The sequence below is a fragment of the Mesorhizobium sp. M3A.F.Ca.ET.175.01.1.1 genome (genome assembly GCF_004791945.1).
Classification (GTDB): Bacteria; Pseudomonadota; Alphaproteobacteria; order Rhizobiales; family Rhizobiaceae; genus Mesorhizobium.
The window spans coordinates 132026-156322 of record NZ_SRTP01000009.1 but is presented as its reverse complement, the minus strand read 5'-3'; the positions used below and the strand labels follow the sequence as shown (position 1 = coordinate 156322).

Sequence of the window (24297 nt, the reverse complement as noted above, 5' to 3'; positions counted from 1 at the left end):
GCGTGAAAGACCCGCATGTCGCTTTCCACCGCATTGAGCATCGCCCAGTCGGCGCTTCTGGCCACTTCGAAGCAGACCAGCGTTGTTTCGCGCAATGTCGCCGACGCGTCGAACACAGACTATGCTCGCCGCGTCGCCGTGGTCACCAGCACGGCGCCCGGCGCCCGATCGGTGGAAATCCAGCGGGCGACCAACGATCTCCTGTTTCGCCAGAACCTGAGCGCGCTTTCGGCTTCCAGCGGCCAGAGCGCGCTGTATGCCGGCATGGACCAGCTCGACCTGTCGGTCAACGGCGTCGACAACGCATCGTCCGCCTCGACCGCGATCGCCAATCTGCAGCAGGCGCTGCAGCTTTACGCGACGACGCCGTCGAACCAGAACCTCGGCGCCAACGTCATCGACGCGGCCAAGCAGGCGGTGCGATCGCTGAACGACGGCACCACGGCAATCCAGGACTTCCGCACCCAGACCGACAGCCAGATCGCCACCGCCGTCAGCGATCTCAATTCGCTGCTCGGTCAGTTTCAGGACGCCAACAAGGCTGTCATCTCGGGCACCCGCTCGGGCACCGACGTCTCCGACGCGCTCGATCAGCGCGACGCGATCCTGAAGAAGATCGCCGAATACGTTCCGATCTCGACCTTCACGCGCGGCGACAACGACATGGTGATCACCACCACCGACGGCACGACGCTGTTCGAGACGGTGCCGCGTTCGGTGACATTCACGCCGTCGTCCGGCTATTCGGCCGGCGCTGCCGGCAGCAGGGTCTACATCGACAACGTGCCGCTGTCGGCCGGTTCCGGCGACAACACCACCGCCGTCGGCAAGCTTGCCGGCATGATCAAGCTGCGCGACAGCGTCGCCTCGACCATGCAGAGCCAGCTCGACGAAATCGCCCGCGGCCTCATCACCGCCTTCGCCGAGACCGCGCCGGCACAGCCCGACGCCGCGGGCCTGTTCACCTGGTCGGGCGCGCCGTCGATCCCGCCGGCGGGCACGTTGGTCGACGGCCTCGCGGGTTCGATCAGCGTCAACGCCGCCTTCGATCCGAGCGCCGGCGGCAACCCCGCGCTCCTGCGCGACGGGGGTGCCAACGGGTTGGCCTATGTCTCAAACACCGCTGGCGCCGCTTCCTATTCCGACCTGTTGATCGCCTACTCCGACAGGCTGGATCAACCGATGGCATTCGATACGTCTGCCGGCATCACCATCACCTCCGGCGTTTCCGACTATGCGGCCAACGCGATCGGCTGGTTCGAGGGCGTGCGCCAGCAGGCATCGACCAATGCCGACGCCAAGGAGGCGCTGGCCACGCGCACGGCCGAGGCGCTGTCGAACGACACCGGCGTCAATGTCGACCAGGAAATGTCCCTGCTTCTCGACCTCGAGCACACCTATCAGGCATCGGCCCGCATGATGAAGACCGTCGACGACATGCTGGATGCCCTGCTGGGCGCGGTGGGATAAGCCATGAAAGCGACAGCCGTTTCCTCAGCCGCCATCTCCAACGCCCTGCGCTACCAGCAGATGCGCATGCAGGCTGATCTCGTCAAAGCGACGACGGAAACCCAGACCGGCAAGGTGGCGGATGTCGGCCTCGCGCTTGGCGGGCGCACGACCCAGGCCGTCACCTTCCAGCGCGATCTCGACCGGCTCAACGGCATCATCGATTCCAATTCGCTGGTCGCCGCGCGCCTGACATCGACGCAGGATTCGCTTGGCCAGCTGTCGGATGTCGCGCAGGACCTGCTGACGGCGCTGACCAGCGCCGTGTCGGGCGACTCCTCGACCAGCGTCACGCAGACCTCCGGCGCCACCGCGCTGCAGCAGATGACGGCCATCCTCAACACCAGCGTGAATGGCGAATATCTGTTTGCCGGCACCAACACCGACGTCAAGCCGATAGACGATTTCAGCGCCGCCGGTTCACCCGCCAAGGCAGCGTTCGATGCTGCCTTCACCAGCTACTTCGGATTCCCCCAGAACGACCCGGCCGCCGCGGGCATCACCGCCGCCCAGATGGACGATTTCATCACCACCGCCGTCGAGCCGCAATTCCTGGGCTCCGGCTGGCAGACCAACTGGTCGAGCGCGACGGACGATCAGATCACCAGCCGCATCGCCTTGAGCGAGACCACCCAGACCTCGGTCAGCGCCAACGAGCAGGGCATCCGCAAGCTCGCCATGGCGGCTGCCATGGTCAGCACTCTCTTTACCGGCAAAATCAGCGAGGCGGGCCAGAACACGATCGTCAGCCGCGCGCAGAAGCTGGTCGGCGAAGCCATCGGCGGCATCGTCCAGGTGCAGTCCGAAGCCGGCCTCGCGCAGAAGCGCGTTTCCGACGCCAGCGACCGCATGAAGACCCAGGTCGATCTCTTCGAGAAGCACATCATCGACCTCGAAGGCGTCGATCCCTCCGAGGCCGCGACCCGCGTTGCCGACCTGACGCAGCATATTGAGACGTCCTTCGCCCTGACCGCGCGCCTGCAGCAACTCAGCCTGTTGAACTACCTGACCTGACAACCGGAACCGAGCTTCCACGATGTATCAATTCTCCTACGCCGACATCCAGACCGACTCCGTCGCCGATGCCAAGGACCGGGAGCGGCAGCTCTTGACCCGTTCGATCGACATGTTGGCCGCCGCAGCGGCCGTCGGCCATGACTCGATGGAAGCGGTCGAGGCGCTGCATTTCACCAATCGCATCTGGACCACCTTCGTCGAGGATCTCGGCTCCAGCGAGAATGCCCTGCCGAAGGAACTGCGCGCCAACCTGATCTCGATCGGCCTGTGGCTGCTGCGCGAGACGGAGGACATTCGGCAGGGCCGAACCAGCAATTTCGAAGGCTTGATCGAGGTGTCGCAGATCATCCGGGACGGTATCCAATGACCAACACGCTCAAGATCTCGCTGAAGCCGAACGAGAAGATCTACATCAACGGTGCCGTCATCCGCGTCGACCGCAAGGTCTCGCTCGAGCTGATGAATGACGTCCAGTTTCTGCTGGAGAGCCATGTCATCCAGGCCGACCAGGCCTCGACGCCGCTGAAGCAGCTCTATTTCATCGTGCAGATCATGCTGATGAACCCGCAGGGCGCCTCCGAAGCCCGCGAGATGTTCCGCCGCTCGCTGCCCTTGCTGATCGCCAGCTTCGAAGACGGTGAAATCTGCAGCGCGTTGAAGCAGATCGATCGCATGGTCGGCGAGGATCACATTTACGAAGCGCTGAAGGCGATCCGGGCGCTGTATCCACTGGAACGCCGCGCGCTTGGCGGCAATGACGACGTTGTGGAACCGCCGCGCGCGCTGGCAATGGGAGCATAGGGGACGATGACCGTTGACATGACGACGACCATTCCGGCGGGCGCCAACTCGACCACCACGGCGACCTCCAAGACCGCGGTCGACTACCAGTCGTTCCTGAAGCTTCTGATTGCCGAGATGAAGAACCAGGATCCGACCAAGCCGATGGACTCCACGCAATATGTCGCGCAGCTCGCGACGTTCTCGCAGGTGGAGCAGTCGGTCCAGGCGAACACCAAGCTCGACCAGATCATCCAGTCCTCGGCGCTGTCGCAGGCAGACGCCCTGATCGGCCGCTCGATCACCTCCGCCGACGGCAAGACGACCGGAACGGTTGCTTCGGTGAAGCTCGCCAGTAGCGGCCTGATCGCCGTGCTGCAGAACGGCACGGAAGTCCCGGTCGGCACCGGCGTCTCGATCAAGCCGGCCAGCTAGGCAGACAGCGCGATCCAGCCATGAACGAGGCCGACGCCCTCGATATCGTCCAGTATGCGGTGTGGACGGTGCTCACCGCCTCCGCGCCGGTGGTGCTGGTGGCGACGGCGGTCGGCATCGGCATCGCGCTCATCCAGGCGCTGACCCAGATTCAGGAGATCACGCTGACCTTCGTGCCGAAGATCGTCGCCATCATGCTGGTGGTGGCGTTGACCGGCCCGTTCATCGGCAGCCAGATCTCGGCCTTCACCAATGTGATCTTCGAGCGCATCGAGCACGGCTTCTGATCCGTGCCCGTCACCTCGATGTCCTGAGCCGGAAGACCGCTTGCGGCCCGTCTTGTCGCGGCTAGAGCAATTCCAGGAAAAACGTGAAACGGCTTTCCGTCCGGAGTTGCGTCAAAACAAAGGGATAGAGCGGTTTGCCGTTTCCGTGAAACGGTGAACTGCTCTAGATTGTGACCCGCGCCGTCTTCGGCGGTGTAGGACGGTCTTCGGGGACGCGATGGATCAGGCAAAGGCGGCCGAGGGGCCATGTGCGGGATAGCCGGCGTCTGGCGAAAGCGCGCTCCGATCGGCGCCGGTGATCGTTCCGACATTGCCCGCATGATGCAGGCTCTGGCGCATCGCGGCCCTGACGATCACGACAGCTGGAGCAACGCTAGGCTGGCGCTCGGCCATCGCCGGCTCAGCATCATCGACCCCTCCCCTGCAGCGCGTGAGCCGATGCTGACCGCGGCCCGCGACGGCGTGCTGTGCTACAACGGCGAGGTCTTCAATTACCGCTCGCTGCGCAAGAACCTGGAAGCGGAAGGCCTGCAATTTCGCACCGTCTCCGATACCGAGGTGGTGCTCCTGGCCCTGCATCACTGGGGCCCTGACAAAGCCGTGCCGCTGTTCGACGGCATGTTCGCATTCGCCTATTTCGATGCCCGCGACGGCGCGCTTTGGCTTGCCCGCGATCGGCTGGGGATCAAGCCGATGTCGTTCGCCGACACCGGCCAGCGGCTGCTGTTTGCCTCCGAGGATAAGGCGATCCTCGCCTGCGCCGGCTTTGCGCTGAAAGCAGACGCGCGTGAGATCACATTGCGGCTGGCCTGGCAGAGCCGCGATTCGAGCTTCAGCGTCTTCGACGGTATCGAACGCCTGCCGCCTGCGGGGCTCTGGAAGATCACCGAAGACACGGTCGAGAAACGCCGGTACTGGCATGTGCTCGACGTCCTCGACACATCGCGCATCGTCGGCGACAGGACGTCCGACGCCGAGCAGATGGCGGCGCTTGCGGGACTGCTGGAACAAAGCGTGGAGCTGCACTGCATCGCCGACGCCAACCTCGCCACCGCCTGCAGCGGCGGCATCGATTCCGGCCTGATCACGGCACTTGCGAGGCGCTACAGGCCTCGGATGCACGGCTATGTCGTCGATCCAAAGCTCGGCCGCAGCGAGGCTGGGAGCGCCGAGCGGACCGGACGCCACGTCGGCGTCAGTCTCCGCCGCGTGCCCATCGACCGGGACGGGTTCTTCGATCTCTGGCCGCGCGCGATCTGGCATCTCGAAAGCGACGGCTGGCACGCCAGCGTGGCCGGCCTGTTGGCGCTCGCCGACCGATGCCGGGCAGATGGCGTCAAGGTGCTGCTCACCGGCGAGGGCGCGGACGAACTGTTCGGCGGCTACAAATGGCAGGCGTCCACCATGAGGTTGTGGCGCCCCTCGTGGCTGCGGCGCCTGCTTCGCTCAAAGTCGGTCGATCGGAAATTCGCGCAGCTTCGCCGCGCTCCTTTCCGCAACTCGATCGGCCGCGGCTCGCCATGGGATCGCAACATCGTGCTGAGGGCCTTGTCGCCGGAGTTGAATTTCCTGCAAACCAAGCTGTTCGACCGGCTCGAGGGCGTGAACCCGGAGAGCGACCGCGCCTTCCTGGCAAGTTGCCTTTACGATCTCTATTCGCATCTGCAGGACCTGCTGCACCGGCATGACCGTCTCAGCATGGCTGCGTCCGTCGAGCTTCGCGTTCCCTTCCTGGAGAACCGGCTGATCGATTTCGCCATCCATCTGCCGAGGCGTCAGAAGTACCGCAACAGAACCGGCAAATGGCTGCTGAAGAAGGTCGCGGAACAGCACCTGCCGCGAGAAAACGTCAATGCGTCAAAGATCGGTTTTGAGATGTCAGCGGCATTCTCGGCCGGAACGCAAGGCCTGCTGCGCGGCGGTCACTTGCGTGACGCTATGAAATGGTCGGCATCCGAGCTGGATGATCTTATCGAGCTGGCAAGGAGCCAGGAATCGTCCCGGCTGCGGCTCGTCGGCATGGAAATGCTGCTGCGCCTCAATACAGGCGGCGAAACGATCAGCGGCCTGACTGAGGCGCTGCACGCCGCAGCAAGGGACGGCCGCTAGCGCAGTTTCAGGAAGGGCTGGTTGGTCCAGACCCGCAAGATGCTTGGCCTAAGGCCGCACCGACGCATTTTCGCCTTTGCCTTACTGTTGTTGGACCACGATCCTTGGCGAGTCGCCGCGCGGCCGAGGCTTGTGGGGCGGGCGGAAACCTGCAGCAAAGGCGGGACAACGATCATGATCGATGACGAGCCGGAAAGCGAACGCGTCTCCGCGCTGGCGCCTTTCCAGCACGGCATCTTCCGCGCCGTCTGGTCGGCCAGCCTGGTGTCGAATTTCGGCGGCCTGATCCAGGGCGTCGGCGCCGCCTGGATGATGACCACCATTGCCACCTCTTCCTACCAGGTGGCGCTGGTCCAGGCCTCCACCACTTTGCCGATCATGCTTTTCGCGCTCGTCGCCGGCGCTATCGCCGACAGCTTCAACCGCCGCAAGGTCATGCTGGTGGCACAGATCTTCATGCTGGTCGTCTCGGCGCTGCTCACCATGTTCACCTGGTTCGGCTGGATGACACCGTGGACGCTGCTTGCCTTCACCTTCCTGATCGACAGCGGCACGGCGCTGAACAGCCCGTCCTGGCAAGCCTCCGTCGGCGATATTGTGCCGCGCGCCAAGGTGCCGGCCGCCATCGCGCTCAACTCGATGGGTTTCAATATCACGCGCAGCGTTGGCCCGGCGATCGGCGGCGTCATCGTTGCCGCCGCTGGCGCAGCCGCCGCCTTCGCCGCCAACGCCATCAGCTATATCGGCCTGATCTTCGTGCTGTTCCGCTGGAAGCCGAGCCTGCCCGAGCCGACGCTGCCGCGCGAGTCGCTTGGCGCCGCGATGGGCGCCGGCCTGCGCTATGTCGCCATGTCGCCCAACATCGCCAAGGTGCTGGTCCGCAGTTCGGCTTTCGGCTTCAGTGCCGGCGCGGTGCTGGCGCTGCTGCCGCTGGTGGCGCGCGATGTCGTCAAAGGCGATGCATTGACCTACGGCATCATGCTCGGCGCCTTCGGCATCGGTGCCGTCGGCGGCGCGCTGATCAGCGTCAGGCTGAGACAACTGCTATCCAGCGAGATGATGGTGCGCATGGCCTTCGCCGGCTTCGCGCTCTGCGCCTTCAACGCTGCCGTCAGCCTCAATGCCTGGCAGACATCGGCGGGCTTGCTCATCGGCGGCGCCTGCTGGGTGATTGCGCTCTCGCATTTCAACGTCACGGTGCAGATGTCGACGCCGCGCTGGGTGGTCGGCCGCGTGCTTTCCGTCTACCAGACAGCGACTTTCGGCGGCATCGCGCTGGGCAGTTGGATCTGGGGTGTCGTCGCCGACGCGCATGGCGCCGAGACCGCATTGATCGCGGCCGCGGTCGCGATGCTGGCCGGCGGCGCCATCGGCTTCTTCCTGCCGCTGCCGCAGCAGCCGACGCTCAATCTCGATCCGCTCAACCGCTTCAAGGAACCGATGCTGGCGCTCGATCTAAAGCCACGCAGCGGCCCCATCGCCATCATGATCGAATACATCATTCGCGAGGAGGACGTGCCGGAGTTCCTCGCCACCATGGCCGAGCGCGGCCGCATCCGCCGCCGCGACGGCGCCCGCAACTGGACGCTCGCCCGCGATTTGGAAAATCCCGGCATCTGGATCGAGCACTACCACACACCGACCTGGATCGAGTACATCCGCCACAACCGGCGTGCGACCCATGCCGACGCCGTCGTCGGCGAGCGCATCCGCGCTCTTCACAGCGGCGAGAACCCACCGCGCGTGCGCCGCATGATCGAGCGCCCGACGACCGCCGGCACGGCCCTTGTCTCGCCAAAGGGCCCGATCGAGCACTGACTTCTACCCCTCGCCGGAGAGATCCCGCCGCGCCTTGTCGAGTTCTTCGGCATAGCGCCGCATCAGGTGGCTTTCAGTGAGCAGACCAAGAACGATGCGATCGTCGAAATCCTCCACCACGGCCAGTTCCTCGGCGCCCGCGCGCTGGAAGGTTTCGGCGGCCGACTGGACGTTCATCGACGGCACCAGCACCGCATCCTTGAATTGGGCCATCGCCCGCACCGGTGTGGCGCCGTCCGACAGATCGCTGTGCAGTTCGGCGACCAGCAGCACGCCGACATAGTGCTGGCCCTGCTCGACCGCGATGACGCGCTGCGCCGAGCCGAGCGGGATTTCCTTGCGGAACTCGGCCAGCGTCGTCGCGGCATCGATGGTGCGGACGTCCTTGCGCATCATCGACCCCGCGGTGAGGCTGCGCATCCAGCCGACGTCGTGGGCGCTGCGGATGGTCTCGCCGCGCAGATGGAAGCGCCAGGTCGAGAACGAATACCCGAAGGTTTCGCGCACCAGGATCGCCGATATGATCGAGGCCGCCAGCACCACGCCTGTCAGCGTCAGGTCGCGTGTCGATTCCAGCGCCAGGAAGGTCATGGTCAGCGGGCCGCCGACGACGCCGACGGCAAGCGAGGTCATGCCGACGACGGCGGCGACCGCCGGGTCGATGCCCGTCGCCGGCGCGGCCAGCGCCATCACGCCGGCAAAGACTTTTCCGAGCAGCGCACCCAGGAACAGCGAGGCGAAGAACAGGCCGCCGCGAAATCCCGAGCCCAGCGAGATGGCGGAGGCGGCAAGTTTCAGTACGAAGACGCTGGCTACCACGCCAATCGCATAGTTCATCGCGAATTCGCGGTGCAGTGCGCCGTGGCCGCTGGAAAGCACCTGCGGCGTGACCAGCCCGAGCAGCCCGACGACGATGCCGCCGATGAAGGGTCGAAGCGAGGCGTCGATCGTCAGTCGCACGAACAGGCGTTCGACGATGCTCACCAGATGCATGATGGCGATCGAGGCGGCGCCGCCGAGCAGACCGAGCAGCAGGAACGGCACATATTGGCTGGCGGTCAGCGTCGGCAGGCCGGACAGTTCAAGCGGAAACGGCACGCCGCCGAACATTTCCGCCGTCAGCGAGGCCGCGATCGATGCCGTCATCACCGGCGCGACATTGGCGACGGAATAGATGCCGATGACCAGCTCGAAGCCGTAGAATGCCCCGGTCAGCGGCGCGTCGAAGGCGGCCGCGATCGCACCCGCGGCGCCGCAGCCGACCAGGACGCGGACGTCGTTGCGGCGCAGTTTGAAGGCGCGCGCCAGCCGCGAGGCGATGCCGGAGCCGATCTGGGTGTACCCTGCCTCGAGCCCGACCGAGGCGCCGAAGCCGCTGGAGATCATCGTCTGGCCGACGATGATGAACGTATCGGTGAGCGACATGCGCCCGCCATAGAGCGCATTGGCTTCGATCGGGTCGACCGGCGTGCGGAATTTCCGCTTCCGCAGCCAGATCACGGAGAGGCCGAGCAGCAGGCCGCCGATTGCCGGAAATGTCGCCTGCGCCGGGCTGGCCAGCGAAAACATCGCCGAGAGCCTTCCGCCCGGCTGCACGTCGAAGAGCAGCCAGTGCATGCCTTGCACGAACTCGCTCATGCCGGTGACCAGCGCGCCCGCGATCACGCCGACAAGGCCCGCCATCAGCACGATGACGATGCCGCGCGCCTCGAGCACGGGGATCGAACTGATCAGCACCGCGCGAAGCCGGCGGGCATAGACTTGCGGTTCGTTTCTGGCAGGCAACGGAGCGGCTCGCCGGCGTATGCGGGTGATGGAAAGCTGCCGTGCCTGATACGCCCGGCGGCATTGCGTGGCAACCGCAATGCCGATCGCTTGTGGCGCCATTTTGGCGCTGCGCCGAAATACGAAGCTCGGGACGTAGCCGGTCTCCCACCTTCGCGCAAGCTTGGAGGACTACGGTCGAAAGGCTGCCTTGCGCGGCAGACTGGAATTTGGGGACGATATGGCGATCAGCGAAACACTCCCGTCGGGCCTGGTGGCCAAGAACGGCCGCGACGTCTTCTTCGCCCTCGGCATCGTCGTCATCCTGGCGGTGCTATTCCTGCCGATCCCGGCCTTCCTGATCGACATCGGCCTCGCCTTCTCGATCGCGCTCTCGGTGCTGATCCTGATGGTGGCGCTGTGGATCCAGCGGCCGCTGGATTTCTCGTCCTTCCCGACGGTGCTGCTGATCGCGACCATGCTGCGGCTGTCGCTCAACATCGCCACCACCCGCATGATCCTGTCGCATGGCAACGAAGGCACGCATGCCGCCGGCTATGTGATCTCTGGCTTCTCCAAGCTGGTGATGTCGAGCGACTTCGTGATCGGCCTCATTGTCTTCATGATCCTGATCGTGGTGAACTTCATCGTCATCACCAAGGGTGCCACCCGCATCGCCGAGGTCGGCGCGCGCTTCACCCTCGATGCCATCCCCGGCAAGCAGATGTCGATCGACGCCGACCTCTCGGCCGGCATGATCGACGAGAAGACGGCGCAACTGCGCCGCCGCGAGCTGGAGGAGGAATCCTCCTTCTTCGGCTCCATGGACGGCGCCTCCAAATTCGTGCGCGGCGACGCCATCGCCGGCCTCATCATCACCGCCATCAACATCGTCGGCGGCATCGCCATCGGCTACCTGCGCCACGGCATGGGCCTCGGCCAGGCAGCCGATGTCTTCATCAAGCTGTCGGTCGGCGACGGTCTCGTCACCCAGATTCCGGCGCTCATCGTCTCGCTCGCGGCTGGCATGCTCGTCTCCAAGGGTGGCACCCGCGGCTCGGCCAACCAGGCCGTTTTCGGCCAGCTCGGCGCGCATCCGCGCGCGCTTTATGTGGCGGCCTCGCTGCTCATCATCCTGGGCCTGATGCCCGGCCTGCCGCTGTTCCCGTTCTTTGCGCTCGCCGGCGCCATGGCCGGTCTCGGCTACGTCATACCGCTGCGCCACAGCCGGGCGCTGGCCGTCGCCGAAGCCCAGAAGAACAAGGAGAAGGCCGACAAGGCCGAGGAAGAGAAGAACTCGGTCAAGGCCTCGCTTGCCACCGCCGAGATCGAGCTTTTGATGGGCAAGCAGCTGTCGACCAGGCTGCTGGTGGCGCACCAGGAGCTGGTGTTCCGCATGTCCAAGATGCGCAAGAAATTCGCCCAGCAATACGGCTTCGTGGTGCCGGAAGTGCGCGTCGCCGACGACTTCGCCATTCCGCCGAAAAGCTACCAGATCAAGGTCCACGGCACGGTCGTGGCCGAGTACCAGATGCGGGTCGGCGAGATCATGGTGCTGCTCGGCACGCGTGGCGTGCCCGACATCCCCGGCGAGGAGATCCGCGAGCCGGCCTTCGGCATGCGCGCCTATTCCGTGCTGGAGACTTTCGCCGAGGATCTGAAACGCGAGAACTTCACCTTTGCCGACAACATGTCGGTGCTGCTCACCCATCTCTCGGAGGTCATCCGCAACAACCTGCCGCAGCTCCTGTCCTACAAGGACATGAAGGCGCTGCTCGAACGCCAGGACCCCGAATACCGCAAGCTCGCCGACGAGATCTGCACCTCGCATATCTCCTATCCCGGCCTGCAGGCGGTGCTGAAGCTGCTGCTTGCCGAGCGCGTCTCGATCCGCAATCTGCACCTGATCATCGAGGCCATCGCCGAGATCGCGCCGCATGTGCGCCGCACCGAGCAGATCGTCGAGCATGTCCGCATCCGCATGGCGCAGCAGATTTGCGGCGACCTCTCGGAGGGCGGCATGCTGAAGGTGCTGCGCCTCGGCAACCGCTGGGACCTCGCCTTCCATCAGAGCCTGAAGCGTGACGCCAAAGGCGAGGTGCGCGAGTTCGACATCGACCCGCGCCAACTCGAGGAATTCGGCCAGGACGCCACCAAGGCGATCCGCAAGCATCTGGAGGCCGGCGAGCGCTTCGTTCTTGTCACCGCGCCGGACGCGCGCCCCTATGTGCGCATGATCATCGAGCGGCTGTTCACGACGCTTCCCGTGCTCTCCCATGTCGAGATCGCCAAGGGCGTCGAGATCAAGGTGCTCGGGACGATCTCGTGAACGCGCTCTCGCAAGGCGTCGTCATCGCCGCCTTCCTCGCCTTCTGCCGCATCGGCGCCTGCTTCATGCTGATGCCGGGCCTGTCGAGCGCCCGCGTGCCGCTCCAGGTCCGGCTGTTCGTTTCGGTCGCCGCCACCGGCGGCCTGCTCGCCTTCCTGTGGGACCGCATCTTCCCCTTCGTCGATCCGCGTCCGCAGATCCTGGCGCCGATGATCGTCTCGGAGCTTCTGGTCGGCGGGCTGATCGGCGCCATGACCAGGCTCTACATGGAGGCGCTGCGCTTCATGGGCTCGGCTATCGCCATGATGATCGGCTATGGCGGCTCCGGCGGGCCGGCGATCGAGGAGCCCGAGCCGCAGGCGGCGCTTGCCGCCATCATCTCGTTTTCGGCGCTGCTTCTGCTCTTCGTCTTCGATTTCGACCACGAGATCGTGCGCGCGCTGGTCGCGTCCTACACGGTCGCCCCGGTCAACGTCTTCTTCAACCCGCAGGCCGCGCTGGTCGACCTCACCGACACGGTGTCGGACGCGTTCTTCCTGGTCATCCGCCTCGGCAGCCCCTTCGTCGCCTATGCCATCCTGGTCAACCTGACCATCGGCTTCGTCAACAAGCTGACGCCGCAGATTCCGGTCTATTTCATCTCGCTGCCCTTCGTCATCGCCGGCGGGCTGATCATCTTCTATTTCGCCATCGGAACCTTGCTGTCGCTGTTCGTCGATGGGTTCGTCGACCTGACGCTGGCGAGGTGAAATGACCACGCGCAAGGATCGCCTGAAGAAGCTGGTGCTGGTGCAGGAGCAATTGAAGGCGCTGCACGAGACCCGCCATGCCGGCTTCCTCGCGGCCGCCGCCGCGGCCGAAGCCGAGGCGAGGCAGCTTACCGAGCGTTTCGACGCCGACGGCTCGCTGGCCGGCCTGTTTCCGGAGCTATACCATCGCCGCATCGCCAATGCGCTGGAGCAGCAGGAGGCGAACCTTGAGAGTGCTCGCCAGGAAGCGGCGCTGATCGCCACCGCGACGGCACGCACCAACATGGTCGAGCGCGCCTACAAGGATGTTCGCCGTCGCGACGAGCGCGAGCGCACCGACCGCGAGCGGCTGGACCTCATCAGCCAGAAGCGGGGACATGAATAGAAGCGGTCTACCGCGGCGAGGAAAACTCGCGTCAGCTGCCAGTCGCGGTCGTCCCGACCGGCTTGGCGGCCCCGATCCGCTCCCAGCGCCTGCCATTCCCCTGCGCCTGTCGAGCGAAATAGCTGTAAGGCGTGCTGGCCCAGTCGCGAACGGAGTTCGTGAGATTGTCGAGCACCAGATCGCCTTCGCTGGTGCGCACCGTCAGCACCGTGCCCTTCGCCGTGACGGCTTGCCACGGTAAGCAGCAGCGCCGAGGGCGGCCAGCCGCGCTTCATCAGCTCAAGCTTCTTCAAGATCGCGATATCCTCGCAATCGCCGGAAACGGTCGGCACGCGCCACTCGTCGTCCTTGCCCACTGTGGCTTGGTCGCTTAGCTCGGTGATGCGTGAATTGACCGAGCGGTTCACCTGGTTCAATTGCGCGCTCAGCCCAGGCCGCAGCGTGACGACCTTTTTCTCGCCCGCCGTGCTGCACAGGCCGGGTTGGCGGCTGCAAAACGAATAGAAGGCGGGCGGTGCGAACACCTTGCCGCTGGTCTCCATCATCGTCCCGGCCTGCGCGGCAAATGGGCAGGCAAGCGACAGCAAAAATGCGAACAGCGCGACATCGCGTTTCACAATCGAGGTCTCCAATGCGTGGCTTTAAGGATGAGCGGGCCGAGTTAATGAGCGGTTTCTAAAGCGCCAAATCTGGCCGGCAGCGGGGCACGGTCGCTAACATATTACAACGTCGGAAAATAACACTTGAGCTATGAGCGGAAAGCCAAGGCCGTGCAGGATGGGCTTCGGCCGCGTTCAGACGCTCCCACGGCTTTCAATATGAAATACTATCCATGTCACCACATTGATGCGTTCGGTCATCGGCGGGATCGAAACGAAGCGGACTCGGCCATGGCCCAAGCAGGACCGGGTTCGGCCGCGACATAGAAGGAGATCCCAAGCGGGGCCGCCGCTTGTGATTCTTACAGCAGAGTGTGCCTGCCGCCTTTCCGCTCCTCGCAAGCCTGCCACAAGCTTGTTGAGCCATTGTGCAGATACCAAAGCGCGGCAAAAGGCGGACCCTTCTTGGCGATCTCACCCCCCAGCGACATCGTGATGGACGTTGCGCGCGCCGCCGAGCCGGCCGATGTCGAGGCTGCGCGTGCGGCGCTCGCGAAGCGCGTTGGCGCTGCGGCGGGACCGTTCTCGGTTGACCAGACCGCATCCGTTGATGCCGGTTCGCTGCTGTCGCGCGCGACGGCCGACAAGGCCGAAGCGGCAAACCCTGCGAAGAAATTCCAGCGCTTCGAGGCGATGGTGCTGCAGACCTTCATCCAGAACATGATGCCTAAGGATGTCGAGGGCGTTTACGGCAAGGGCCTGGCCGGCGACATGTGGAAATCGCAACTATCGGAACAGCTCGCCAATGTCATGGCGGCGCGCGGCGGCATCGGCATCGCGAAATCGATGCTGACCGACCACTATCTCGACGGACAGCGCAAGGTGCCGGTCGGCCCGGTTTCCGGCGGGCCGCAGAAGACGGAGATCGACCAGCAAACCAGACTGTCTATCTCGATGCTCGAGGAACTCGAGCGCAAGGCCGCGCGGTCGATGACCGGCGACGACGCGGCAACAAAGACTGACATCAATATCTAGGGACATACATGGCCGAACAATCGGACTATTCCTATCTGCCTGCACGGACCGGCGCGCCGGAAACGCCGGCCGCCTTCGCGCGGCCGGGCAACCTCGCCGCCATCATCGGCCGCATCGAGGAAGCGGTGGATGAGGAGACGGCCGGCATCCGCAGTGGGACCAGTTACGACCTGAAGGCTTCGAATGCGCGCAAGAGCCGCTATCTTTACGAACTGACCCGCGCCTTGAAGGGCGCCAACGAGATCGAATTCCTCGAGCAGCATCGCGAGGGTCTGTCGAGGCTGCGCCAGAAGCTGGCCAAGAACGAGGCCGCGATCCTTGCCCACCTCAACGCCGTCAACGAGGTCGCCACGCTGCTGAAGAACGCCATCCAGCGCGCCGATGCCGACGGCACCTACTCCGCCAGCGAGTTCGGATGGGCAAGAACATGATCCCGGACCGCTGGACTGCGTGGGCAAAAAGTGCTGCCGGTCCTTGGACAGGCATCATGCTCAGACAGACCGATAAAGCATGATCAAGTTCATCGCCGCCGCGCTGTGGATCTGCGCCGTGACGCTCGGCGCAGTCTTCTTCTCGTTCCAGGCGGCGAGCGAGCGAGGCGTCGGCGAACCGCCGAAGCCGATGCTGGGCGGTCTCGACTACGTCAAGACCGACATCATCTCGGTGCCGCTGATCCGCAACGCCAGGATCGACGGATACTTCCTGACCAAGCTGGTCTACACGGTGGAGCCGGACCAGATAAAGAAGCTGTCGATCCCGGCGCCCGCGCTGATCACCGACCAGGTCTATTCCTACCTCTACTCCAACCCGCAGATCGACTTCACCAAGAAGGACACGATCGATCTCGATGCCTTCCGCAAGGCCCTTCGCGACACCATCAACGCCCGCGTCGGCGTCGAACTGGTGCATGAGGTGCTGATCGACCAGGTCAATTTCCTGTCCAAGGACGAGATCCGCGACAACGCCCTGCGCCGCCGCAAGGGCGCCGGTGAAACCGCGCAGGAAATGACCAAGGCATTCAAGACCGAGCATTGATCGCGCGATGCATGTGGCCCAGAAGTGTGCAACGGTTCTGGGACAACGACATGCATCAGAATAAAGGCCTAAAGCGTCCTTCGCGCGGCGGCGCGACATGGCGCATGGCGACCGCGTTGACGTAAACGTCAATCCGAAGCTATATGCGGCAGCGACCGTGGTCGCGACATGCGGCTCGGCCGAGAAAGCGCCGATGCGCTTCAATGCAATGAATAGGAGAACCGCCATGGGCGTTCAGGAGATTGCCGAAAGCATCAGGTCGCGCGTGGCGAGCGCGGGGTTCGAGCATTCGGTCAAGTTCGACACCGGCAGCGACGGTGTCATCGTCATCGACGGCGCCACAGTCTCGACGACCGACGCCCCGACCGATTGCACGGTCAAGCTTTCGCTCGAGGACCTCGACTCGCTGATCGCCGGTGACCTCAACCCGACCATGGCCTTCATGGCCGGCAAGCTGAAGGTCGAGGGCGACATGACGGTCGCCATGGCGCTCAGCCAGCTGCTCGGCTGATCGACCATAAGAAGTTGGCGCGATGCGGCGCCGCGAGACGCCGCATCGGCAGCACCAGGTGACGAGTTCGTTCCGCGTCAGGCGGCGAAGCCCAGCGCCCGCCCCTTGATCTTGCGGCCCGCCGCCCTGATCGTGCCCTTGACGCCGTTCAGCGCACCTTCCTTCAATTCCAGCGCAAGCAACCGGTGCCGCTCGTAAGGGCCAGGCATCGCAAGGGAGCCGGTGCGATCGGCCGAGAAGCCGAACCGCCCGTAATAGGGCGCATCGCCGACGAGCAGGATCGCGCCATGGCCGAGCCGCGCCGCCTCGGCGATTGCGTGCTGCATCAGCGCCGAGCCGATGCCGGCGTTCTTGGACGTCGGCTCGACGGCGAGCGGGCCAAGCAGGAGCGCTGCCGGACCATTCTCGCCAAGCGTGATGTCCCAGAGCCGCACGGTCCCCACGATCGCGCCCGACAGATCGCGTGCCACAAAGGCGAGGCCTTCCGACGGCCGCCGGCCGCGCCGCAGCTTCTCGGACGACTTCTTCTTGCGCTTCGGCCCCATGGCCCGGTCGAGCAGAAGCTCGCGCGCCGCCACGTCGGCGATGCCTTCGGCAACAATCGAAAACGCGCGGGCAATCTCGCCGCTCGAGTGAGAAATGTCGCCGAAGTCGACTGAGGGGGTCGCCGCGCGTGGAGCGCCCCTGTCCATCTGCCGCAGGCGGCCGAGTCGGGTCAAACCGACCCCCTCGGGCCGATGCGCGGCAATCTCTCCCTCGAGGGGAGAGACTACCCAGCGCACGGAATTCTCAACTATGAAATCTGCAACGTCCATATCCGCGATCCTTCACCGGCGGAGATCTGTTCCACAAGCGAGCCGGAGCGGGCGGTGAATTCGCCCGCACCGGATGATCTGAAGGCTTGCGCCTTCAGATCACGTAGGATCGGAGAGGCTCGAAGCCGTTGAACGCCACCGACGAATAGGTCGTGGTGTAGGCGCCGGTGCCCTCGATCAGCACCTCGTCGCCGATGGTCAGCGACAAGGGCAGCGGATAAGGCGTCTTCTCGTACATCACGTCGGCCGAGTCGCAGGTCGGACCGGCGAGCACGCAAGGCGCGGTCTCCGAGCCGTCATGGCGAGTGACGATCGGATAGCGGATCGCCTCGTCCATGGTCTCGGCGAGGCCGCCGAACTTGCCGATGTCGAGGAACACCCAGCGCACGTTGTCGTTGTCGGCCTTCTTCGAGATCAGCACAACTTCCGACTTGATGACGCCGGCGTTGCCGACCATGCCGCGGCCCGGCTCGATGATCGTCTCCGGCAGCGCGTTGCCGAAATGCTTGCGCAGCGCCGAGAAGATCGCCTGGCCATAGGCCTGTGCCACCGGCACGTCCTTCAGGTAACGGGTCGGGAAGCCTCCGCCCATGTTGACCATCTTCAACACGATGCCTTCCTCGGCGAGCGTCGCGAACACCTTCTTGGCATCGCCCAGCGCGCGATCCCAGGCCGTCAGATCCGTCTGCTGCGAGCCGACATGGAACGACACGCCGTAGGCGTCGAGTCCCAGCCCCTTGGCGTGGCGAAGCACATCCACCGCCATCGCCGGCACGCAGCCGAACTTGCGCGACAGCGGCCATTCGGCGCCCTCGCCGTCGGTGAGCACGCGACAGAACACGCGCGAGCCCGGCGCGACGCGAGCGATCTTCTCCACCTCCTCGACGCAATCCACCGCATAGAGGCGGATGCCCAGCTGATAGGCGCGCAGGATGTCGCGTTCCTTCTTGATGGTGTTGCCGAAGGAAATGCGGTCCGCCGGCGCGCCGGCATCCATCGCCATCTCGACCTCGGCAACGGATGCGGTGTCGAAGGACGAGCCCATCGAAGCAAGCAGGCGCAGGATCTCCGGTGCCGGATTTGCCTTCACCGCATAGTAGATCCTGGAATCGGGCAACGCCTTCTGGAAGGCGCGGAAATTGTCGCGCACGACGTCGAGATCGACGACGAGGCAGGGGCCGTTGGGACGTCGGGTGGCGAGAAAGTCGAGGATGCGCTGGGTTGCCATCAAAGTCTCTCCATCTGCGCCTTGCGGCGCGCACAAAGGCTGCGGGACGCGGGCGCTCGGCCTCGCGAACTCGCGGTGGACAAAGGCGGGACGGAAAATCCATGGAACCAGCCGGTGGAGACCCCGGAACCACGGATCGCCGTCTCGCGGCGGTGAACCTTGGCCTTGCCCGGCCTCGGTTCGCTTTGTCTGCCTTGGCTTGGATGGGAGAACCCGTCCGCACTGCCGGCAATGAAGGTGTGCCTCTTTAGTAACCCCGGTCTTTGGACAACCGGAAGAGAACCAGAAAGGCCCGCACCGTCGTTGCTTCAAGGTGTCCTCGATCTTGTGGTTGGCCACTGACCGACTGGAGTGGTTGGCTCCAGTTACCTTACCGATTGCCCTCACCATTCGAGGATCGGCGGACACCCACAGGCACGTGCGACTTTGGGCAACCGCGATATAAGAGCGAAGGTTTTCACAATCAATAAAAATCGTAGGCGCCGGTTGTAAAATTTGCGGCATCGAACAATCTTTGGGACACCGTATCCGGAAATCGAACGATGCCAACAACTCATGGCCCACTGAACGCCTTCCTCGATTTAGGCCAACTACCCGTAATCAATGCGGAATCTGGTCCGCTTGCCGGCCTGCGCCTGGCCATCAAGGACATCTACGACGTCGCCGGCTTCCGGACCGGCTGCGGCAACCCGCGTAAGTTCGAGGATGCTGCCGCCGCCAGCCAGACGGCGGCCGCCGTGCAGGTGATTCTCGATGCCGGCGCGCGATTCGTCGGCAAGACGCAGACCGACGAGCTTGCCTTCTCGCTGATGGGCCAGAATGCGCATTTCCCCTTCCCGGTGAACCCGGCCGCGCCCGAGCGCGTCACCGGCGGCTCGTCGTCGGGCTCGGCTGCGGCAGTGGCGGGCGGGCTCGCCGATATCGCCGTTGGCTCCGACACCGGCGGCTCGATCCGAGCGCCGGCCAGCTTCTGCGGCTTGATCGGACTGCGCGCAACGCACGGCCGCATCTCGCTCGACGGTGCGATGAAACTTGCCCCCAGCTTCGACACATTCGGCTGGTTCGCGCGCGACATCGATATTTATGAGAGGGTCGGCAAGCTCCTGCTGGGGGCCGATCCGCATCAGCAGGCGCTCGATCGTCCATTGTCGATCGGCTGGCTGGACGCCTTCGTCGCCGGTCCGGCCGAAACCGGCGAATATGGGACGATGAAGGCGCGAGCAGCCGACGTCTTCGGCGAAACGGAGGCCGTCGATCGTCAATTCGCCTCCTCGCCAGACGAGCTCTATTGGTGCTTTCGCCGGCTGCAGGCTTTTGAAGCCTGGCAGGTGCATGGCGAGTGGATTTCGAGCGGCGATCGTGGGCTGGGCCTCGGAGTCGACGAGCGCTTCGCTTTCGGCCGCGCGATCGACGCCAAGACTGTCGAGACCGAGACCGCTCGTCGGCTGGCCTTCCGCTCCGAGCTCGCCGATCTGCTCGGCGCCAATAGCTTTCTCGTGCTGCCGACGGTTCCGGGCGCGGCCCCGCTCATCGGCAATTCGCCGGACCAGTTGCAGGCCTATCGTGAGCGGGCGCTGCATCTTCTTTGCCTCTCCGGCCTGTCCGGCTTCCCACAGATCACGCTGCCGCTCGGGTCTGTCGACGGCGCGCCATTCGGTCTGTCGCTGCTAGGCCCTTCCGGCAGCGACATGGCCTTGATACGGCTCGGCCGCAAACTTCTCGAGGCGGCGCGAAAGGCCTGAGCCATGGACACATTGACCCGCATGCGCGCCTTCATCGACGTGGTCGAGGCGGAAGGTTTCTCGGCCGCCGCGCGCAAGATCGGCCGCTCGAAGGCGCTGCTGTCGAAATATGTGCGGGAATTGGAGGACGAGCTTGGCGCGCTGCTTCTGAACCGCACCACGCGGCAGTTCTCGATGACCGAGGCCGGCCACACCTACTATCAGCGCGCCTCGGAAATCGTGCGCGAGGTCGACAGCCTGGCCGATGCCGTGCGCGAATCCTCCGGCGACGTGCGCGGCAGGATCAAGCTTTCCGCGGCCCGCACCTTCGCCGATGCGCCGATCGGCCAGTCGCTGATCGACTTTGCCAAGCAGCATCCCGACATCGTGCTCGACATCCATCTCGACGACCGCTTCGTCGACCTTGTCGAGGAGGGCTTCGACCTTGCCGTGCGCATTTCGCGGCTGGAGAATTCGTCGCTGATCGCCAGGCGCCTGGCGCCGTTCTCGGTCAGGCTCTGCGGGTCGCCGGAGTTCCTTGCAAGGCATGGCAAGCCGACGCGCCCCCAGGATCTCGCCAGCATGCCTTGCATCGTCGACACCAATGGCCGCTCGCTCGCCAACTGGCGCTTCAAAGGTGACGGCGAGGATACGGTGAGCGTGACCGTCTCCGGCCCGATCGAAGTCAACAGCCCGATGGCGGCTCGGGCTGCTGCCGTGTCGGGGCTGGGGTTCACCATCCTGCCCGATTTCATCGCTGCTCCCGACATCGAGGCCGGCCGGCTGGTCAGCGTTCTCGACGATCGCATCCTGTCGGGCAGCGGCATCTTCGCCGTCTACCCGCACCGCCGCTATCTGCCTGCCAAGGTGCGTGTCTTCGTTGATTTCCTGGTGCACTGGTTCAGGACCCGCGACGGCGCGTGATGCATGTCGCCCAGAAGTCTGCAGCGTAAGAGCGCGCCGGCTGAATCCGTTTCGCGCGACACGCTTTGGCGGCACGTCCCAATTTCGCCCGCTTTCTGATAACTCTCGGGGCCACCTCCGAAATCGATGGAATCGCAGCCAGAATGAACTTGAAACGGCACGCAGCCATGCTGGCTTCGGCCATTGCCGCAACATTCACCACGGTCGAACCTGCCGAGGTGCATCCGCATGTCTTTGCCGAAGCCCGCCTCGACGTCATTCTGGGTGAAGATCACCAAACTGTGAAAGCGTTGCGCCATCTCTGGCGTTTCGACGACCTTTTTTCGAGTACGGTGATGATGGAGTTCGACAAGAACTCCGATCTGAAGCTTGACGACAACGAGCTCAAGCAAGTGGCCGACACCGTCCATTCCTCGCTTGCCGAGTTCAACTATTTCCAGCTTGTCACCCAGGACGGCAAGGACGTGCCGATGGTTCCGCCGCCGCATCTGATGGCCAATTTCGACAATGACCAGCTGATCATCCTGTTCGAATCCGAGCCGAAGACGCCGATCAAGCTCGCCGGCAAGATCGACATCGGCGTCTACGATCCGACCTTCTATACCGCGATCGACTTCACCGACGACGCCAACCTCACTGTGGAGGGCCTGCCATCTACCTGCACCAAGAAGGTCGTCCGTCCCGATCCCGACGAAGCGATAAAGGAAAACCAAAAGACCCTGACAGAAGCCTTCTTCAACGATCCGACCGGCACCGACATGAGCAAGATCTTCGCCACCAAGCTCGAACTGAACTGCCAGCCAGAAGGATGACCCGGTGATGAGACCATCGCTGCGCTTGGCAGTCGGCCTTGCGGCCGCCACCCTGGTGATGACGCATACTGCCGGCGTCGCCCACGCTCAGAGCTCGCTCGGCATCGGCACCAATGACGGGATGGCTCCCAGCACCACCGGTCCGTTCGCCCATGTCCTGATGTGGATCAATCTCAAGCAACAGGAATTCTATCATTCGCTTGCCGCCGCCATGAAGGCGATGCGCCAGGACGGCAGCAAGCTGTGGCTGCTGGTCGGCCTTTCGTTCGCCTATGGCATCTTCCACGCCGCCGGGCCTGGCCACGGCAAGGCGGTGATCTCCTCCTACATGGTCGCCAACGAAGTGGCGCTGAAGCGCGGCATCATGCTGTCCTTCGTCTCCGCATTGCTGCAGGGTCTCACGGCGGTCGTCGTCATGGTGCTTGCCTATTTCGTGCTGCGCGGCACCGCGGTGTCGATGACCGATGCGGCGTGGTTCCTCGAAATCTCGAGCTATGTGCTGGTGACCCTCTTCGGCGCCTGGCTGCTCTGGCGCAAGGCGGGCCCGGCCATCCTGCGCCTGTTCGGCGCCCGCCACGCCCACAGCCTGTCGGCCGCCCATGCCGGCCATTCGCATGCTGGGCACACGCACGCCGGGCACTCGCATGCAGGCCCTTCGCACGCGCATGCGCATGCGGCCCATGTCCATGCCTTGCACGCGCATCACGACCATGATCATGCAGGGCATGCGCACAGTCACGAGGTCCATGACCGCAGCGCGCACCACCATCACGACAATTCCGCACACGATCATGCTGGTCATCATCATGACCATGGTCCCGGCGAGGTCTGCGACACCTGCGGCCATTCGCACGCGCCGGACCCGGCGCTGCTTTCGGGCGACCGCTTCGACTGGCGCACGGCCTGGTCGGCGGTGGCGGCCGTCGGCATCCGTCCCTGCTCCGGTGCGCTGATCGTGCTGAGCTTCGCGCTGCTCAACGGGCTTTGGATGGGCGGCCTGCTGTCGGTGCTGGCGATGTCGATCGGCACCGCGATTACCGTTTCGGCCCTCGCGACGCTCGCCGTGACGGCCAAGAACTGGGCCGTCTATTTCGCCGGCGAGGGACGCCTTGGCAACCGCATCCATTCGATCGTCGAGATCGGCGGCGCCGCCTTCATCTTCATGGTCGGGCTGCTGCTCTTGTCGGCGAGCCTTAGCGGCGGCGCCTGAACACACGGACGCTGCGACTCCGCTTTAGCTAGCCGATCTCCCCGCTCAGCTCGTCCTCGATATGGGCGCGGATGATCTCGTCGAAATTCTTCTCGGCGACAAAACCCAGTTCCCGCGAACGCCGCGCCTCGAATCGCGTCGGCCAGCCTTTCACGATCGCCCAGACCGTCTCGTCGGGCTGCTCGCGGATCCGCTTCACCACCTCGGCTCCGGCGATGCGCTCCAGCGCCTCGATCTGCTCGCCGACCGTCACCGCGACACCCGGCATGGTGAGGTTGCGGCGCGGCCCGACCGCATCGCCGTCGATCTCGGCCGCATGGATCAGGAAGTTCACCGCCGAGCGCGGGCTGGCATGCGTATGCAGCACCGAGCGCGGCACCGGCAGGATCGCTTCCTGGCCGCTGAGCGGCTCACGGATGATGCCGGAGAAGAAGCTGGAAGCGGCCTTGTTGGGCTTGCCCGGACGCACGCAGATCGTCGGCAGCCGGATGCCGACGCCGTCGAAGAAGCCGCGCCGCGTATAGTCGGCAAGCAGCGCCTCGCCGATCAGCTTCTGCGTGCCGTAGGAGGTGAGCGGCGTCGGGTGGAACTCGTCCGGGATGACGTCCGGGAACGGCGCCCCGAACACGGCGATCGACGAGGTGAAGACCAGGCGCGGCGCAAACGCCGCCAGCCGCACGGCGTCATAGAGCGCGCGCGTGCCGTCGAGATTGACCCGGTAGCCGAGGTCGAAATTGGCCTCGGCCTCGCCCGAGACAACACCCGCAAGGTGGAAGATCACGTCCGGGCGTGAGGCGACAAGGCTTGTCGCCGCGCCCGCTGCCGCGAGATCGCCGGTGTGAATTGAGACATCCACGCCTTCGATCGCCGGCGCCTGCGGCGGCACGATATCGTGCAGGTCGAGAGCCGATATCTTGCGCCCGCGCAGCATCCCGTCCCTGGCCAGCCGCGCGGTCAGCTTGCGGCCGACCATGCCGGCCGCGCCCGTGATATGAATTCTCATGTCAAAGACCCTTCTTGCGCTGGCTGCGCCCGCGCAGCCACAGAACCACGAATAGCCCCACCATGAAGATTGCGGCGATGACAGCCGCAAGGACCGTTGATACTTTTCCGGCGGCCAGCATGACAGTCGGCAGGAAATAGGCGGCAAGGCCAAACAGCAGCAGTATCAAGCCAGCGGCGATCGCCGCGTTTCGCGTCTCGCGATCCATCAGCAGGCGCTCCT

General features: G+C 64.6%; 24 protein-coding genes and 1 pseudogene. 19 read left to right on the top strand and 6 right to left on the bottom strand.

Going from position 1 to position 24297, the window contains the following annotated elements; all coding sequences use genetic code 11:
• Positions 1–15 precede the first annotated feature (15 nt).
• The 8 genes from flgK to EN818_RS20665 all read left to right on the top strand — a co-directional run bounded on the left by flgK (position 16) and on the right by EN818_RS20665 (position 7955).
• Positions 16–1470, top strand: a complete 1455-nt coding sequence (gene flgK, locus EN818_RS20700; protein WP_129553817.1) for a flagellar hook-associated protein FlgK — start codon at positions 16–18, stop codon at positions 1468–1470.
• 3 nt (positions 1471–1473) lie between these two features.
• Complete coding sequence (locus EN818_RS20695) at positions 1474–2523, top strand: flagellar hook-associated family protein (RefSeq protein WP_095806253.1); 1050 nt, start codon at positions 1474–1476, stop codon at positions 2521–2523.
• A gap of 22 nt (positions 2524–2545) precedes the next feature.
• Positions 2546–2893, top strand: coding sequence for a flagellar biosynthesis regulator FlaF (gene flaF / locus EN818_RS20690; protein ID WP_095806254.1), 348 nt, complete (start codon positions 2546–2548; stop codon positions 2891–2893).
• Positions 2890–3327 carry a flagellar biosynthesis repressor FlbT gene (gene flbT / locus EN818_RS20685; RefSeq protein ID WP_095806255.1) on the top strand — a complete coding sequence of 146 codons (438 nt, stop codon included), beginning with the start codon at positions 2890–2892 and terminating at the stop codon, positions 3325–3327. The genes flaF and flbT overlap by 4 nt, the downstream gene beginning before the upstream one ends.
• Before the next feature lie 6 nt (positions 3328–3333).
• Positions 3334–3741 carry a flagellar hook assembly protein FlgD gene (gene flgD, locus EN818_RS20680; RefSeq protein WP_095806256.1) on the top strand — a complete coding sequence of 136 codons (408 nt, stop codon included), beginning with the start codon at positions 3334–3336 and terminating at the stop codon, positions 3739–3741.
• A gap of 20 nt (positions 3742–3761) precedes the next feature.
• Positions 3762–4028, top strand: coding sequence for a flagellar biosynthesis protein FliQ (fliQ, locus tag EN818_RS20675; protein ID WP_135904628.1), 267 nt, complete (start codon positions 3762–3764; stop codon positions 4026–4028).
• A 246-nt stretch (positions 4029–4274) separates the two neighbouring features.
• Entirely contained in the window at positions 4275–6137 is a 1863-nt protein-coding gene (gene asnB / locus EN818_RS20670; protein WP_095806257.1) for an asparagine synthase (glutamine-hydrolyzing), read from the top strand.
• 174 nt (positions 6138–6311) lie between these two features.
• Entirely contained in the window at positions 6312–7955 is a 1644-nt protein-coding gene (locus EN818_RS20665; protein WP_095806468.1) for an MFS transporter, read from the top strand.
• Between the two features lie 3 nt (positions 7956–7958).
• Here the strand turns inward: EN818_RS20665 and EN818_RS20660 are convergent, their stop codons facing one another.
• Positions 7959–9740 (bottom strand): chloride channel protein, encoded by a 1782-nt coding sequence (locus EN818_RS20660; protein ID WP_095806258.1) that lies wholly within the window; start codon positions 9738–9740, stop codon positions 7959–7961.
• A gap of 220 nt (positions 9741–9960) precedes the next feature.
• On the opposite strand from EN818_RS20660, the gene flhA reads away from it, so the two are divergent.
• From flhA to EN818_RS20645, 3 genes are read left to right on the top strand one after another with little or no spacing between them, the layout of a single operon-like run.
• Positions 9961–12048: a flagellar biosynthesis protein FlhA gene (gene flhA, locus EN818_RS20655; RefSeq protein WP_095806259.1), complete on the top strand. Its 2088-nt coding sequence runs from the start codon at positions 9961–9963 to the stop codon at positions 12046–12048.
• The gene (gene fliR, locus EN818_RS20650; protein ID WP_095806260.1) at positions 12045–12797 is read left to right on the top strand and encodes a flagellar biosynthetic protein FliR; all 753 of its coding nucleotides are present in this window, start codon (positions 12045–12047) and stop codon (positions 12795–12797) included. The genes flhA and fliR overlap by 4 nt, the downstream gene beginning before the upstream one ends.
• 1 nt (position 12798) lies before the next feature.
• Positions 12799–13182, top strand: coding sequence for a hypothetical protein (locus EN818_RS20645; RefSeq protein ID WP_095806261.1), 384 nt, complete (start codon positions 12799–12801; stop codon positions 13180–13182).
• Positions 13183–13213: 31 nt separating this feature from the next.
• On the opposite strand, the pseudogene EN818_RS20640 reads toward EN818_RS20645, so the two are convergent.
• Positions 13214–13799, bottom strand: a pseudogene (locus EN818_RS20640) (transglutaminase-like cysteine peptidase).
• 447 nt (positions 13800–14246) lie between these two features.
• Here EN818_RS20640 and EN818_RS20635 point away from each other — a divergent pair.
• From EN818_RS20635 to EN818_RS20620, 4 genes are all read left to right on the top strand, one after another.
• Complete coding sequence (locus EN818_RS20635; protein ID WP_245420351.1) at positions 14247–14816, top strand: rod-binding protein; 570 nt, start codon at positions 14247–14249, stop codon at positions 14814–14816.
• A gap of 8 nt (positions 14817–14824) precedes the next feature.
• Positions 14825–15247 carry a hypothetical protein gene (locus tag EN818_RS20630; protein ID WP_095806263.1) on the top strand — a complete coding sequence of 141 codons (423 nt, stop codon included), beginning with the start codon at positions 14825–14827 and terminating at the stop codon, positions 15245–15247.
• A 79-nt stretch (positions 15248–15326) separates the two neighbouring features.
• On the top strand, positions 15327–15851 hold the full coding sequence (locus tag EN818_RS20625; protein WP_095806264.1) for a hypothetical protein: 525 nt from the start codon (positions 15327–15329) through the stop codon (positions 15849–15851).
• Between the two features lie 226 nt (positions 15852–16077).
• Positions 16078–16362, top strand: coding sequence for an SCP2 sterol-binding domain-containing protein (locus EN818_RS20620; RefSeq protein ID WP_095806470.1), 285 nt, complete (start codon positions 16078–16080; stop codon positions 16360–16362).
• Between the two features lie 77 nt (positions 16363–16439).
• On the opposite strand, the gene EN818_RS20615 is transcribed toward EN818_RS20620, so the two are convergent.
• Together EN818_RS20615 and odc2 are read right to left on the bottom strand one after the other, a co-directional pair.
• Entirely contained in the window at positions 16440–17054 is a 615-nt protein-coding gene (locus tag EN818_RS20615) for an N-acetyltransferase (protein WP_095806471.1), read from the bottom strand.
• A gap of 217 nt (positions 17055–17271) precedes the next feature.
• Positions 17272–18405 (bottom strand): ornithine/lysine decarboxylase, encoded by a 1134-nt coding sequence (gene odc2, locus EN818_RS20610; protein WP_095806265.1) that lies wholly within the window; start codon positions 18403–18405, stop codon positions 17272–17274.
• Positions 18406–18947: 542 nt separating this feature from the next.
• Between odc2 and EN818_RS20605 the strand changes: the two genes are divergently transcribed.
• The 4 genes from EN818_RS20605 (at position 18948) to EN818_RS20590 (ending at position 23072) form a co-directional block, all read left to right on the top strand.
• Positions 18948–20147, top strand: coding sequence for an amidase (locus tag EN818_RS20605; protein WP_129553815.1), 1200 nt, complete (start codon positions 18948–18950; stop codon positions 20145–20147).
• Positions 20148–20150: 3 nt separating this feature from the next.
• A complete protein-coding gene (locus tag EN818_RS20600) occupies positions 20151–21050 on the top strand; it encodes a LysR family transcriptional regulator (RefSeq protein ID WP_095806267.1) in 900 nt (299 codons plus the stop codon).
• A gap of 143 nt (positions 21051–21193) precedes the next feature.
• Positions 21194–21862 (top strand): DUF1007 family protein, encoded by a 669-nt coding sequence (locus EN818_RS20595; RefSeq protein ID WP_095806268.1) that lies wholly within the window; start codon positions 21194–21196, stop codon positions 21860–21862.
• 7 nt (positions 21863–21869) lie between these two features.
• Positions 21870–23072 (top strand): nickel/cobalt transporter, encoded by a 1203-nt coding sequence (locus EN818_RS20590; RefSeq protein WP_095806269.1) that lies wholly within the window; start codon positions 21870–21872, stop codon positions 23070–23072.
• Between the two features lie 28 nt (positions 23073–23100).
• On the opposite strand, the gene denD is transcribed toward EN818_RS20590, so the two are convergent.
• Complete coding sequence (denD, locus tag EN818_RS20585; RefSeq protein ID WP_135904630.1) at positions 23101–24075, bottom strand: D-erythronate dehydrogenase; 975 nt, start codon at positions 24073–24075, stop codon at positions 23101–23103.
• Position 24076: 1 nt separating this feature from the next.
• Positions 24077–24283 carry a hypothetical protein gene (locus EN818_RS20580; protein WP_095806472.1) on the bottom strand — a complete coding sequence of 69 codons (207 nt, stop codon included), beginning with the start codon at positions 24281–24283 and terminating at the stop codon, positions 24077–24079.
• Positions 24284–24297 lie beyond the last annotated feature (14 nt).